Origin of the sequence: Bradyrhizobium diazoefficiens USDA 110 (genome assembly GCF_000011365.1) — a bacterium.
Taxonomy (GTDB): Bacteria; Pseudomonadota; Alphaproteobacteria; order Rhizobiales; family Xanthobacteraceae; genus Bradyrhizobium; species Bradyrhizobium diazoefficiens.
In genome coordinates this window covers 5,086,579-5,100,032 of record NC_004463.1, presented here as the reverse complement: position 1 = coordinate 5,100,032, position 13,454 = coordinate 5,086,579, and the positions used below count along the sequence as shown (strand labels likewise).

General features: G+C 64.7%; 11 protein-coding genes. 9 read left to right on the top strand and 2 right to left on the bottom strand.

Features of this window, described 5'->3' with window-relative positions:
* Positions 1 to 41 precede the first annotated feature (41 nt).
* Entirely contained in the window at positions 42 to 971 is a 930-nt protein-coding gene (gene panE, locus BJA_RS23045) for a 2-dehydropantoate 2-reductase (protein WP_011087375.1), read from the top strand.
* On the opposite strand, the gene recG is transcribed toward panE, so the two are convergent.
* A complete protein-coding gene (gene recG / locus BJA_RS23040; RefSeq protein WP_011087374.1) occupies positions 968 to 3,076 on the bottom strand; it encodes an ATP-dependent DNA helicase RecG in 2,109 nt (702 codons plus the stop codon). The genes panE and recG overlap by 4 nt on opposite strands.
* A gap of 218 nt (positions 3,077 to 3,294) precedes the next feature.
* Between recG and BJA_RS23035 the strand changes: the two genes are divergently transcribed.
* The 3 genes from BJA_RS23035 (at position 3,295) to BJA_RS23025 (ending at position 8,138) form a co-directional block, all read left to right on the top strand.
* A complete protein-coding gene (locus BJA_RS23035; protein ID WP_011087373.1) occupies positions 3,295 to 3,585 on the top strand; it encodes a succinate dehydrogenase assembly factor 2 in 291 nt (96 codons plus the stop codon).
* A complete protein-coding gene (mfd, locus tag BJA_RS23030; RefSeq protein WP_011087372.1) occupies positions 3,582 to 7,100 on the top strand; it encodes a transcription-repair coupling factor in 3,519 nt (1,172 codons plus the stop codon). The genes BJA_RS23035 and mfd overlap by 4 nt, the downstream gene beginning before the upstream one ends.
* 249 nt (positions 7,101 to 7,349) lie before the next feature.
* Complete coding sequence (locus tag BJA_RS23025) at positions 7,350 to 8,138, top strand: carboxymuconolactone decarboxylase family protein (RefSeq protein WP_038967423.1); 789 nt, start codon at positions 7,350 to 7,352, stop codon at positions 8,136 to 8,138.
* Between the two features lie 40 nt (positions 8,139 to 8,178).
* On the opposite strand, the gene BJA_RS23020 is transcribed toward BJA_RS23025, so the two are convergent.
* Positions 8,179 to 9,072, bottom strand: a complete 894-nt coding sequence (locus tag BJA_RS23020; protein ID WP_011087370.1) for a LysR family transcriptional regulator — start codon at positions 9,070 to 9,072, stop codon at positions 8,179 to 8,181.
* A gap of 283 nt (positions 9,073 to 9,355) precedes the next feature.
* Between BJA_RS23020 and BJA_RS23015 the strand changes: the two genes are divergently transcribed.
* The 5 genes from BJA_RS23015 to BJA_RS22995 all read left to right on the top strand — a co-directional run bounded on the left by BJA_RS23015 (position 9,356) and on the right by BJA_RS22995 (position 13,366).
* On the top strand, positions 9,356 to 9,751 hold the full coding sequence (locus BJA_RS23015) for a (R)-mandelonitrile lyase (protein ID WP_038967413.1): 396 nt from the start codon (positions 9,356 to 9,358) through the stop codon (positions 9,749 to 9,751).
* A 40-nt stretch (positions 9,752 to 9,791) separates the two neighbouring features.
* Complete coding sequence (locus tag BJA_RS23010) at positions 9,792 to 10,787, top strand: aldo/keto reductase (protein WP_038967414.1); 996 nt, start codon at positions 9,792 to 9,794, stop codon at positions 10,785 to 10,787.
* Positions 10,788 to 10,829: 42 nt separating this feature from the next.
* The gene (locus BJA_RS23005; protein ID WP_011087367.1) at positions 10,830 to 11,594 is read left to right on the top strand and encodes an SDR family NAD(P)-dependent oxidoreductase; all 765 of its coding nucleotides are present in this window, start codon (positions 10,830 to 10,832) and stop codon (positions 11,592 to 11,594) included.
* A 235-nt stretch (positions 11,595 to 11,829) separates the two neighbouring features.
* Positions 11,830 to 12,039, top strand: a complete 210-nt coding sequence (locus BJA_RS23000; RefSeq protein ID WP_028173969.1) for a cold-shock protein — start codon at positions 11,830 to 11,832, stop codon at positions 12,037 to 12,039.
* Between the two features lie 202 nt (positions 12,040 to 12,241).
* Positions 12,242 to 13,366, top strand: a complete 1,125-nt coding sequence (locus tag BJA_RS22995; protein ID WP_051000369.1) for an acyl-CoA desaturase — start codon at positions 12,242 to 12,244, stop codon at positions 13,364 to 13,366.
* Positions 13,367 to 13,454 lie beyond the last annotated feature (88 nt).

The window sequence follows — 13,454 nt, the reverse complement described above, 5'->3', positions numbered from 1 at the left end:
ATTGTCTCTGCGGAAGCAGTTCTTCTGCAACGGGAGTTCGAATGAGAGTGCTGGTGATCGGCGCAGGAGCGCTCGGAGGTTATTACGGAGCTTGCCTGGCCCGGGCCGGCGGCGACGTGACCTTTCTGGTGCGGCCCGCGCGGGCCGAGCAGTTGCGGCGGGATGGATTGCAGGTCGTGAGCCCACACGGCGACTTTGCCGTGCAGCCGAAGATCATCCTGGCAAGCGATCTCAAGGAGCCGTTCGACGTTGTGCTCGTCGGGGTGAAATCCTATTCGCTCGACGATGCGATGGCCCAGTTTGCCCCGGCAGTCGGCGCCAACACGATGATTCTGCCGATACTCAACGGGTTGAAACATATCGACGCTCTGACTGCGCGGTTCGGCGCGGCGCGTGTCCTCGGCGGGTTGGCGAATGTCAGTGCCGGCCTCGATGCGGATGGCCGTGTCGTTCAGTTCATGGCCAATCAGACGATTGTGTTTGGCGAGATCAAGGGTTCGTTGAGCGAGCGTGCGCTCGCGCTGGAGGCACTGCTCCAGGTCCCCGGCATCGACGTGCGCGCCAGCGAAGCGATTATGCAGGACATGTGGGAGAAATTCGTCCAGCTCAGCACGCTGGCCGGCATCACCTGCCTGATGCGCGCAAGCATCGGAGACATCCTGGCCGTGCCGAACGGCGAACAGTCTATCTTTCGGTTATTCGCGGAATGCTGCACCGTTGCGACGGCTTCGGGGTTCGAGCCGCGCGCCCCGTTCATCGAGTTTGACCGAAAACTCTTCACGACCCTGGACTCGCCGCTCAAGGCCTCGATGCTGCGCGATATCGAGCGCGGCTCGATCACCGAGGCGGAGCACATCCTCGGCGATATGGCCAATCGTGCCCGTGCGCTGGGCATCGACACACCGCTGCTGGATCTCGCCCGCGCGCATGTGGCGGCCTACGAAGTGGGGCGCCGAAGAGCAGCAGGCTAGCCCGCCCCGATCAGCGGGATCGCTTCGTCGCGCTCGTAGAGATACAAGAGGCATCTGAGCGCTTCGCCGCGCTCGCCCTTCAGCTTCGGATCGTCCTTGAGGATGCGTAGCGCCTCGTCGCGGGCCTGGGTGATGAGCTGGCCGTGCACCTCCGAGCGCGCGATGCGGTAGCCGGGCAGGCCGCTCTGGCGCACGCCCAGCACGTCGCCTTCGCCGCGCAGCTTGAGGTCCTCCTCGGCGATACGAAAACCGTCGGTGGTCTCGCGGATCACCTTCAGCCGCGCCTTCGACATCTCGCCGAGTGGCTCGGAGTAGAGCAGCAGGCAGGTCGAGGCCTCCGAGCCGCGTCCGATGCGGCCGCGCAGCTGGTGGAGCTGGGCGAGGCCGAAGCGTTCGGCGTTCTCGATCACCATGATGGTGGCGGCCGGCACGTCGACGCCGACCTCGACCACGGTGGTCGCGACCAGCAGCCCGATCTCGTGGGCGGCGAACTGGCCCATGACGCGGTCTTTCTCGGTTCCCTTCATCTGGCCGTGGACGAGGCCGACCCGGTCGCCGAAACGCTTCTGCAAATTCTCGAAACGTTTGGTCGCATTGGTGAGGTGCTCGGTGCCCTCGGCCTCGGATTCCTCGACCAGCGGGCAGATCCAGTAGACCAGCTTGCCAGCCTGGAGCGCGCGGCCGATGCTATCCGTGACCTCGTTGAGGCGGCTCATCGAGATGGTGCGGGTCTCGATCGGCTGGCGGCCGGCGGGTTTTTCGCGCAGCTCGCTGATGTCCATGTCGCCGAAATAAGTCAGCACCAGCGTGCGCGGGATCGGGGTTGCGCTCAGCACCAGCACGTCAACGGCTTCGCCCTTCGAGGTCAGCGCGAGCCGTTCGCGCACGCCAAAGCGGTGCTGCTCGTCGACCACGGCGAGCGCGAGGTCCCGGAAGATCACGTCGTCCTGGATCAGCGCATGGGTGCCGACGAGCAGGTCGATCTCGCCCTCGGCAAGCTGGGCGATGATCTCGCGCCGTTCTTTGCCTTTTTCTCGGCCGGTGAGGATCGCGACCCGTAAGCCCGCGCGCTCGGCGAGCGGCGCGATGGTCTTGATGTGCTGGCGCGCCAAAATTTCCGTCGGCGCCATCAGCGCGGCCTGCTTGCCGACTTCGGCCACCGCTGCGGCCGCCAGCAGCGCGACCACGGTCTTGCCGGAGCCGACGTCGCCCTGGAGCAGCCGCAGCATGCGCACCGGCTGTTGCAGATCGCTCGCGATCGCCGCGGCGGCGTCGCGCTGGGACAGCGTCAACGCATAGGGCAGGGCGTCGATGATCTTGTTGCGCAGATGCCCGTCGCCGGCATTGCGTATGCCTGCCGGGCGGCGCAATTGCGCGCGGATCAGGGCCAGCGCGAGCTGGCCGGCCAGCAGTTCGTCGAAGGCGAGGCGCGACCAGAACGGCCGATCGGGCAAAATGTCCGTGAGCTCGACCGGCTGATGCACGCGGGTGAGGGCTTCCGCGATTGGCGGGAAGTGGCAGCGGCGCATCACCTCCGGGCTGATCCATTCCGGCAAGGCGGGCAATTTCTGAAGCGCTTGCGCGATTGCGCGGCGCAGTGAGCCGAGCGCGAGGCCCTCCGTCAGCGGATAGACCGGGTCGATCCCTGAGAGTTTTGAAATCGCCTCCTCGTCCAGCACGCGGTCGGGATGCACGATCTGGGGGATGCCGTCATACATCTGTAGCGTGCCGGAGACGTAGCGCTTCTCGCCCACAGGCAGCAGCTTTTCGACATAGCCAGGCTTGGCGCGGAAGAAGGTCAGCACGACGTCGCCAGTCTCGTCGCTGGCGTAGACCAGATACGGCGCCCGCGCGTTGCGCGGCGGGGGCGGGCGGTGGCGGTCGACGGTCACCTCCAGCGTCACCATGGTTCCCTGCACGGCGTCGCGAATCTTCGGCCGGGCGCGGCGGTCGATGACCTGGCTCGGCAGGTGCAGCAACAGATCGACCAGCCGCGGCGTCTCGTTGCGGCTGAGCAGGTACTGCAGCAGCTTGTCCTGTTTCGGACCGACGCCGGGCAGGCTGGTCACGGGAGCAAACAGCGGATTGAGCAGGCTGGGGCGCATCGGGGGAATCTAGGATCGTTTCGGCCCGTCATGCCCGGCTTTATGCCGTGCATCCACGTCTTTTTTCACGGCTCTGCGGGGATGGCCGGGATAAAGCCCGGCCATGACGAATTGGCAGACGGCAGTGCCACAACAAAGAGCTGACACCGGCCCCCCAAGTAGCTATATCACGCCCGCCCGGCACGTCCGGGCTTTCGGCGTTTGACTGGAATTGAGACATGACGGGAACGACACGATCGAGCAACGGGCTGGACGACCGCCGCAAGCGGCTGCTGTTCCGCTGCTGGCACCGCGGCACGCGCGAGATGGACCTGATCCTCGGCCGCTTCGCGGACGCCGAGATCGGCAATCTGTCCGATGCCGAGCTCGACGAGCTCGAGCACCTGCTCGAGGTCAACGATCCCGACCTCTATGCCGCCATCACCGGCGACAAGGTGCTGCCGGCCGATGTCACAGGCGCGCTATTTGCCCGTATCAAGGCGTTCCCGATTACGGACGGCGATTTATGAAGCAGGGGATGAAGTCGCCGGCCGAGCTGCTCACGCCCGGCCGCGCCCTAACGCTTGCCAATGTCGCTGAAGGTGCCGAAGGCCTCGTCATCTCGGATCTGGCGCGCGCCATCGCGGCGCGGCCGAAGAAGCCGGCCGTCAGCCTTGCGGTGGTCTGCCGCGACGGCGCGCGGATGCAGCAGCTCGAACGCGCGCTGCAATTCTTCGCGCCCGATCTGCCGGTGCTGACCTTCCCGGCCTGGGACTGCCAGCCCTATGACCGCGTCTCGCCGCATGGCGGCATTTTGGCCCAGCGCCTGACCACGCTGGCGCGGCTTGCGCCGCTGACCGGCAGCGACAAGCCGTTGATCGTGCTGACCACGGTCAACGCAATCGTGCAGCGCGTGCCCGCGCGCGAGCTCGTCGCGGCGCAGGCGCTGTCGGTCGCCCCCGGCAATGTCGTGCCGATGGACACCATCATCGCCTGGCTCGAGCACAACGGCTACAACCGCTCGTCGACCGTGCGCGAGCCCGGCGAATACGCCGTGCGCGGCGGCATTCTGGACCTGTTTCCGGCCGGCCTCGACCAGCCGGTTCGCTTCGACTTCTTCGGCGACAGCCTGGAATCGATCCGCTCCTTCGACGCCGAGACCCAGCGCACGCTGCTCGACATGCGCTCGCTCGATCTGGTGCCCGTCTCCGAATTCCAGCTCGTCACGGACACCATCCGCCGCTTCCGCATGGGCTATGTCGCCGAGTTCGGCGCGCCCGAGCGCGACGATGCGCTGTACGAGGCCGTCAGCGAAGGCCGCCGCCATCCCGGTATGGAGCACTGGCTGCCGCTGTTCCAGGACCGGATGGATACGCTGTTCGACTATCTGCAAGGCGCAGTGATCGCGATCGAGCCGCAGGCCGAGGACGCCGTCCGCGAGCGCTTCAAGCAGATCCTCGACTATTACCAGGCCCGCCGCGAGGCCATGGAGCATCCGGGCGGCGGCGCCATCTACAAGCCACTGCCGCCGGACCGGCTGTATTTCACCGAAGAGGAGTGGACCAGGCGCCTCGGCGACGTCCCGCTGGTGCGCCTGACGCAATTCTCCGTGCCGGCGGATGGCACTGGTGTCGTTGATGCCGGCGCGCGCAAGGGCCGCGACTTCGCGCCGGAGCGCAACGACACCACCGTCAACGTGTTCGAATCCGTGGTCAGCCACGTGATGGCCTTGCAGGCGCAGCGCAAGAAGGTCGTGATCACGCTGTGGAGCGAAGGCTCGCGCGACCGCATGACCTCGATGCTGCGCGACCACAAGCTGGCCCACACCACCAGCGTCAACAGCTGGCGCACGGTGCAGGCGACCCCGCGCAACGAGACTATGCTCGCCGTGCTCGGCCTCGACAGCGGCTTCGAGACCGACGAGATTGCGCTCATCAGCGAGCAGGACATTCTCGGCGACCGCCTGGTGCGGCCGCGCAGGGCGAGCCGCAAGCTCGACAATTTCATCTCGGAGGTGACGAGCCTTGCCGCGGGCGACATTGTCGTCCACGTTGATCACGGCATCGGCCGGTTCGTCGGCCTGCAAACGCTAGACGTCGCCGGCGCGCCGCATGATTGTCTCGAGCTGCACTATGCCGCCGAAACGAAACTGTTCCTCCCCGTCGAGAACATCGAGCTGCTGTCGCGCTACGGCTCAGACCAGACCACGGTCGAGCTCGATCGTCTTGGCGGCAGCGGCTGGCAGACCCGCAAGGCGAAACTCAAGAACCGCATCCGCGAGATCGCGGACGAGCTAATCAAGATCGCCGCCGCGCGCCATCTGCACGAGGCGCCGAAGCTGCCGGTGCAGCCGGGCCTCTATGACGAGTTCTGTGCACGCTTCCCCTATGACGAAACCGAGGACCAGCTAGGGGCGATCGAATCGACCCTGAAGGATCTCGAACTCGGCCGTCCCATGGACCGGTTGATCTGCGGCGACGTCGGCTTTGGCAAGACCGAGGTGGCCTTGCGCGCGGCCTTTGCCGTGGCGCTCGAAGGCAAGCAGGTCGCTGTCGTGGTGCCGACCACGCTGCTGGCGCGCCAGCACGCAAGAACCTTCACCGAGCGTTTCAAGGGCTTTCCGGTGAACGTGGCGCAGGCCTCGCGCCTGATCCCAACCAAGGAGCTGAACCAGGTCAAGAAGGGCATTGCGGACGGCTCCGTCGACATCGTCGTCGGCACCCACGCGCTGCTCGGCAAGGCGATCAAGTTCCGCGATCTCGGCCTCGTCATCGTCGACGAGGAGCAGCATTTTGGCGTCACTCACAAGGAACGGCTGAAGGCGCTTCGCTCCGAGGTGCACGTGCTGACGCTGTCGGCAACGCCGATCCCGCGCACGCTCCAGCTCGCCCTCACCGGCGTCCGCGAGCTCTCGATCATTGCCTCGCCTCCGGTGGACCGCCTTGCGGTGCGCACCTTCGTCGCCCCGCACGATCCCTTGATGATCCGCGAGGCGCTCTTGCGCGAGCGCTATCGCGGCGGCCAGGCGTTCTACGTGGTGCCGCGCATCGACGACCTCGCCGAGGTCAAGGACTTCCTCGACAAGAACGTGCCGGAGATGAAGGTCGCGGTCGCGCACGGGCAGATGCCGCCCGCCGTGATCGAGGACATCATGACCGCGTTCTACGACGGCAAGTTCGACATTCTGCTGTCGACCACGATCGTCGAATCCGGCCTCGACATTCCCAACGCCAACACGCTGATCGTGCACCGCGCCGACATGTTCGGCCTTGCCCAGCTTTATCAGCTCCGCGGCCGCGTCGGCCGCTCGAAGCTCCGGGCGTACGCGCTGTTCACGCTGCCGGCGCAGCAGAAGATCACGACGCAGGCCGAACGCCGGCTCATCGTGCTGCAATCGCTGGAGACGCTGGGCGCGGGCTTCCAGCTCGCCTCGCACGACCTCGACATCCGCGGCGCCGGCAATCTCCTCGGCGAGGAGCAGTCCGGCCACATCAAGGAGGTCGGCTTCGAGCTCTACCAGTCGATGCTGGAGGAGGCGATCGTCAACCTCAAGGCCGGCGTCTCCGAGCCCGCCGCCGACCGCTGGTCGCCGTCGATCACGATCGGCATGCCCGTGCTCATCCCGGAGGATTACGTCAGCGATCTCTCGGTCCGTCTGTCGCTCTACCGGCGCCTGGCCGATCTCGACACCGAGGAGGAGATCGAGAATTTTGGCGCCGAGATGCGCGACCGCTTTGGCGTGTTGCCCGACGAGGTGCGCTATCTCTTCAAGGTCGCCGCGATCAAGGCGTTCTGCCGCAGGGCCAATGTCGAGAAGATCGACGCCGGCCCGAAGGGCGCCGTCATCGCCTTCCGCGACAATTCGTTCGCCTATCCCGATCGCCTGGTGACGTTCATCCGCAGCCACGGCCAGGCTGCGAAGGTGCGGCCCGACATGAAGGTGGTGTTCCTGCAAGACTGGGAAACGCCGGAAGATCGGCTCGCCGGCACCACCGAGATCATGCGGCAGCTCGCACAACTCGCGCAGGCCAAGAAGGCGGCCTAGCGGTCATCGTGTCCCGGACAAGCGCAGCGAAGCGGAGCGCAGAGCCGGGACCCAGTTCTTTCCTGGCCGGCCATCATTCAAGTTTGGCGCGGGGCACGGACCAATTCATAAGCCTGGTCGATAAGTCCATGCGAATTGCGTCATCTAATCGCACTGCGGACCATCGCCTATAACAAGCTTGCGAAGGGCGATCACGCCCGCCGGCGCGCGTGCGCCCGGGAAGCAACTGCGGTGTACAGGAAATCCATCATGAAACCGCAAGCCGCGGTCGTCGCATTGCTTGCGCTGACGGCCATGCCATTGGCCCGCACGGAGGAGACTGCCGCCATGACCGGATCAAGCCCCGTGCTAACGTATGAGGATGTTCGGAAAGTCGCCCCGGCACTGGAGGCGTACACGCAGAACCGTCTCCTCGGCGATGTCTGGAAACGGCCCGGCCTCGCGCCGCGCGACCGCAGCATCGTCACATTGGCAGCGCTGATCGCGCGCAATCAGACGATCGAGATGCCGTATCATTTCAATCTTGCGCTCGATAACGGTGTCAAGCCGCGCGAGATTTCGGAGATCATCACTCATCTCGCCTTCTACGCCGGCTGGGCCAATGCGATGTCGGCCGTCGCCGTTGCCGAGGACGTCTTTGCCGCCCGCGACATCGGCGCCGCGCAGCTTCCGGTCGTCTCGGTGACGCCGTTGCCGCTCGACGAGGCTGCCGAGGCGCAACGTGCTGCGTTCGTCCAGGACCAGTTCGGCGCGTCCTTTCCGGGCGTCGTGCAGTACACCACCGACGTGTTGTTTCGTGATCTTTGGCTGCGTCCGGACCTCGCGCCCAGGGACCGCAGTCTCGTCACTGTCAGCGCGTTGATCGCCAACGGGCAGATGGCGCAGCTCACGCCGCACCTCAACAGGGCGATGGACAACGGCCTGACCCAGACGGAGGCTTCGGAAGCCATCACGCAACTGGCGTTCTATGTCGGCTGGCCTAACGTGTTTTCGGCAATGCCCGTGGCGAAGGATGTGTTCGCGAAGCGGCCACATTAGCCGTATCTCACCGCCATTGGCGCTTGGCCGAGGTGACATCTCAGTCCCGGTGGCGGAGCGCCTCGACAAGGAGTGCAAAGGCGGCTGAGGGCTGGCGCCGGCTCGGGTAGTAGAGGTGGTAGCCGGGATAGGGAGGGCACCAGTCCTCCAGCACCCTCTTGAGGCGCCCCTTGTTGATGTGGGACCGCACCAGGCCCTCCGGCAGATAAGCCAGCCCCAGGCCCGCAAGCGCCGCCTGGAGCATCTGGGTGGTGGTGTTGAAGACCAATTGGCCGTCGACCCGAACCTTCAACTCGCGAGAGCCCTTTTCGAACTCCCAAGAGTACAATCCGCCATGGGTCGGCAAGCGCAGATTGATGCAATTGTGCTCGACCAGTTGCGAAGGCTTCTTCGGCTCCGACCGGCTCCGGAAATAGGACGGAGCGCCGACGACGGCCATGCGCGCGTCGGGGCCGATTCGCACAGCAATCATGTCCCTCGCGACTTGCTCGCCATCCCGCACGCCGGCATCGAAACGTTGCGCGACGATATCCGTCAGTCCGTAGTCGCTGACGATCTCGAGCTTGATGTCGGGATATTCGCGTAACAGCTTCGCTAGCTTCGGCAGAAGGACGGCGTCGGTGGCATATTCGGTCGCCGTAATGCGAATGGTACCGGAGGGCTTTTCCCGGAGCTCGGTCAAGGCGACGAGTTCGGTCTCGATCTCCGCGATCCGTGGCCCCACGTTGCGCAACAGACGTTCACCCGCGGCCGTCGGCGACACGCTGCGCGTGGTGCGCGTCAACAGGCGCAGTTTCAGCCGCGCCTCGAGCTCCTTGATGGTGTAGCTGAGCGCGGACTGCGAAATGCCAAGCTTCGCGGCGGCTCTCGTAAAGCTGCCTTCGCGGGCGACGATCAGGAAGGCCGCGAGGTCGTCGAGATTTCCGCGCTGCATTTATCGATCCTCCTTATAAGTCCATGCCGATCATAGTGGCTAGTCCGCATAGCCGCACGCATTAGATATGGCGCAGTCCCGCGAGGTGAGGCGAGCTCGGCATATGGATCGATCGGACATTCCCTTCCGGCAATGCGAGAGGTGCGCTGCGGACGCCCCGAGCGCGCTGACGCGACGGAGCATGCTGTCAGGCGCTGCCGGATTGGCCATGCTGGCATCGTCGCACGCGGGCTTTGCGAGGGCCTCGGACGAGACTGGCCCGACAACGGGAAGGCAAGCAACTATGGATATCAAACGCAACGGCTCACGCCCCTCCGGCAAGGGCCCCGAAGCATGGTTCTCCGGCACGGTCCGTGTCGATCCGCTCTTTCAGTTGGGTGACCCGATACGTCTGAGCGGCGGTCAAGTAACTTTCGAACCCGGTGCCCGAACCATGTGGCACACCCATCCGCTCGGCCAAACCCTGATCGTCACGTCCGGCCTGGGCTGGGTGCAAAGCGAGGGGGGACCGATCGAGGAAATCCGCCCCGGCGACGTCGTCTGGTTTCCGCCCGGCGAGAAACACTGGCACGGCGCCACCGCGACAACCGCGATGACGCATATCGCCATCACGGAATCGCTCAACGGCAAGAATGTCGACTGGATGGAGAAGGTCAGCGACGAACAGTATCGCAAGTGATGTCGCGCCCTCGGTTGGCGACATGACCAGGAGACCGAACATGCAGATGCGCAAGCTTGGCGACAGCGGCCTCGCGGTCTCGGCCATTGGCCTCGGCTGCATGGGCCTGAACTATCATCGCGGCCCGGCGCCGGAACGGCACGAGATGATCGCGCTGGTCCGGGCGGCGGTGGAGCGCGGTGTCACCTTCTTCGACACCGCCGAAGTCTACGGCCCGTTCACCAACGAGGAGTTGGTGGGCGAGGCGCTGCAGCCGGTCCGGAAAGACATCGTCATCGCGACCAAGTTCGGCCACGATCTCGGTCCCGCCGACGCGCGGCGTTCCGGCGGGCTGGACAGCCGCCCCGAACGGATCCGGCAGGCGGCCGAAGGCTCGTTGAAGCGGCTGCGGATCGAGACCATCGACCTGTACTATCAGCACCGCGTCGATCCCAACGTCCCGATCGAGGACGTCGCCGGCGCGGTGAAGGATCTGATCGCCGCGGGCAAGGTCAGGCATTTCGGCCTCAGCGAGGCCGGCGCCGCTACCATCCGCCGCGCGCACGCGGTCCAGCCGATCGCGGCGATCCAGAGCGAATACTCCCTCTGGTGGCGTCAGCCCGAGACGGAGGTGTTGCCGGCTTGCGAGGAGCTGGGGATCGGCTTCGTCCCCTTCAGTCCACTGGGCAGGGGCTTCCTCACCGGCAAGATCGACGAGACCACCAGCTTCGGCGGCAATGACAACCGCGCCGGCCTGCCGCGCTTTACGCCCGAGGCCCGCAAGGCGAACCGGCCGGTCGTCGACCTGCTGGCTCAGATCGGTGCCCGGAAACGTGCCACGCCGGCGCAGATCGCATTGGCCTGGCTGCTGGCGCAGAAGCCGTGGATCGTCCCGATCCCCGGCACGACCAAGCTCGGCCGTCTCGACGAAAACATCGCTGCGGCCGCGGTCGCGCTGACACCCGACGATATCAGGCACATCGACGCCGCGGTCGCGCAGATCACCATCACAGGCGACCGTTACCCGCAGGCGGAAGCTGCACGTACGCAGCGCTGACGGCACGTACGACGACCCGACAGATCGACAGGAGAGATATCCATGAACATTTCATTCGAGGGACAGGTTGCGCTGGTGACCGGTGCCGCGTCCGGGCTGGGCCTCGCCACGGCAAAGGCTTTCGCGGAATCCGGGGCGTCCGTTGCACTGGCGGACTGGAACGAGGACGCGGTGAGGGCCGCGGCAGGCGAGCTGGTCACCCGGGGGCACAAGGCCGTCGCCATCCGCTGCGATGTCTCCAATGACGCGCAGGTCGAGGCCATGGTGGCGCAGACCGTTTCCGTCTTCGGCAGGCTCGATGCCGCCTACAACAATGCGGGCGTCCAGAATGTTCTCGCGGAGACCGCCGACACGACCCGTGAGGACTACGACCGCGTCATGGGGATCAATCTCCGCGGTGAATGGAGCTGCATGAAATTCGAGCTGCAACAGATGCGCAAGCAGGGCAGCGGTGCGATCGTCAATTGCTCGTCTCTCGGGGGACTTGTGGGAGGCGCCGAGCGCGGTATCTATCACGCCGCCAAGCACGGCGTCCTTGGTTTCACCAAGAGCGCGGCGCTCGAATATGCGGCACGCGGCGTCCGTATCAACGCCATCTGCCCCGGGCTGATCTGGACACCGATGGCCGACCAGATGGTTGCCGCAGGCCAGGGCGATGCGCTCAGGGCCTTGGAGAAGAGCGTGCCGATGGGACGGGTCGGCCGTCCCGAGGAAATTGCGAGCGCGGTGTTATGGCTCTGCAGCGACGCCGCCAGCTATGTGACCGGACAGTCCATCTCGGTCGACGGCGGGTTCATCATGCGGTGAATACAGCGAACCCGGAGGCCGCCAACCGGACATATGGGTCCGAAAACAGCGACATATGGCCCCTTGCGGAATGCCCGAACAATAGCCATACTCAAGACATCGAGTTTCGGCCGAACGACTTGGCCTCGCCGCTGATAAGCGTGCCTGACTGACGACCCTCCCTCCAGATCTCGAATTCGCTAACTGTGCTCTTGAGCGCGGTTCCAAAGACTTATCTATGTTAAAGGACGACCCCATGAATACGGGAACTGTGAAGTGGTTTAACGGCCAAAAGGGTTTCGGCTTCATTCAGCCGGACCAGGGCGGCCAGGATGTTTTCGTTCATATCAGCGCAGTTGAACGCGCCGGCATGAGCACCCTCAACGAGGGCCAGAAGGTTTCCTTCGAAATCGTCGCGGACCGCCGGACCGGCAAGTCTGCTGCGGAAAATCTGCGCGCCGTCTAGGCTACCGCAATCGGTACTATGTTGCTTTGACCACGGATGTACTGGCAGAGCTTCTGGTTCTCTCGACCCGCGACTGGTTTACCGGCCGCGGGTTTTTTTGCATCGGTTGCGGGTCGGCCCGCCCATCGAAACAGCTGAGGTCGCGAGCGTGTCTATCAATATCGATTCAGGCCAGGACTCCGATCAGGAACACGACGACGTCATGTATCCGCAGGTCCTGCCGTTTGTATTGATCCACGCGGGATGCCTCGCGGCGATCTGGTCGGGCGTCTCGTGGCAAGCCGTTGCAATCTGCGTTGCCCTGTATTGGCTGCGCATGTTCGGCATCACTGCCGGATATCACCGGTACTTCTCGCATCGGGCTTACGCCACAAGCCGGGCGTTCCAGTTCATCCTTGCCTTCCTTGCCCAGAGCAGCGCCCAGAAAAGCGTGCTTTGGTGGGCTGCCAAGCACCGCCATCATCATCTTCACTCGGATACGGCGCAAGATGTCCATTCACCCCGGCACAAGGGCTTCGTGTACAGTCATCTCGGCTGGATCTTTTACCGGCAGCACGATGCGACCGACCTCGTGAAGGTATCGGATCTGGCGTCGTATCCCGAGTTGATGTGGCTGCACCGGCTGGAGCTGTTGCCGGCGGTCGTGCTCGCGGGTCTGTGCTTCCTGATTGCCGGGTGGTCGGGGCTCGTGGTCGGATTTATGTGGAGCACCGTGGTTCTGTATCACGCGACATTCTGCATCAACTCCCTCGCACATGTTCACGGACGCAGGCGGTATGTGACCGGCGACGATTCCCGCAACAACTGGCTGCTCGCCCTGCTGACGATGGGCGAGGGGTGGCACAACAACCATCACGCCTACCAGGCCAGCGCCCGGCAGGGCTTCTACTGGTATGAGGTCGATCTAACCTACTATGCCCTGGTCGCCTTGTCCTGGCTCGGGATCGTCTGGGATCTGAAGTTGCCGCCCAGGCAGGTTCTGCGCAATGAGCATCGTTTGGGATCGCGCGTGGTCAAGCAAGCGGCCGAGCAGCTCGCCGCTCGCTTTGATCCCGAGCACATCGCGCTCGCGATCAGAACGTCGATCCACGAGACTGAATTATCGGTCCGGGACGCGCTCAGTCTGCTGCAGCACCGTGCCGACTTGCGCCTGTCCAGCATGCCGACCCGCGAGCAGTTGCTGGCTGAGGCGCAACGCATGTTCGCCAAGACCATATCCCTCGACGATATCGTCGACCGCGCCTACGAACTCCTGCACGATTCTGTCGGTTTTCTCCTGGCCACGCCCGCTCTATCGGCCAACACGAACGCGAAGAGTGGCATTTAGCGCGAGCATCCCCATATAGGGGTATGACCAATTGGCAGAAGTCGAGTCCACGGCAACCACCCAAGACGAAGGCTGAGCTTCGCGAGAT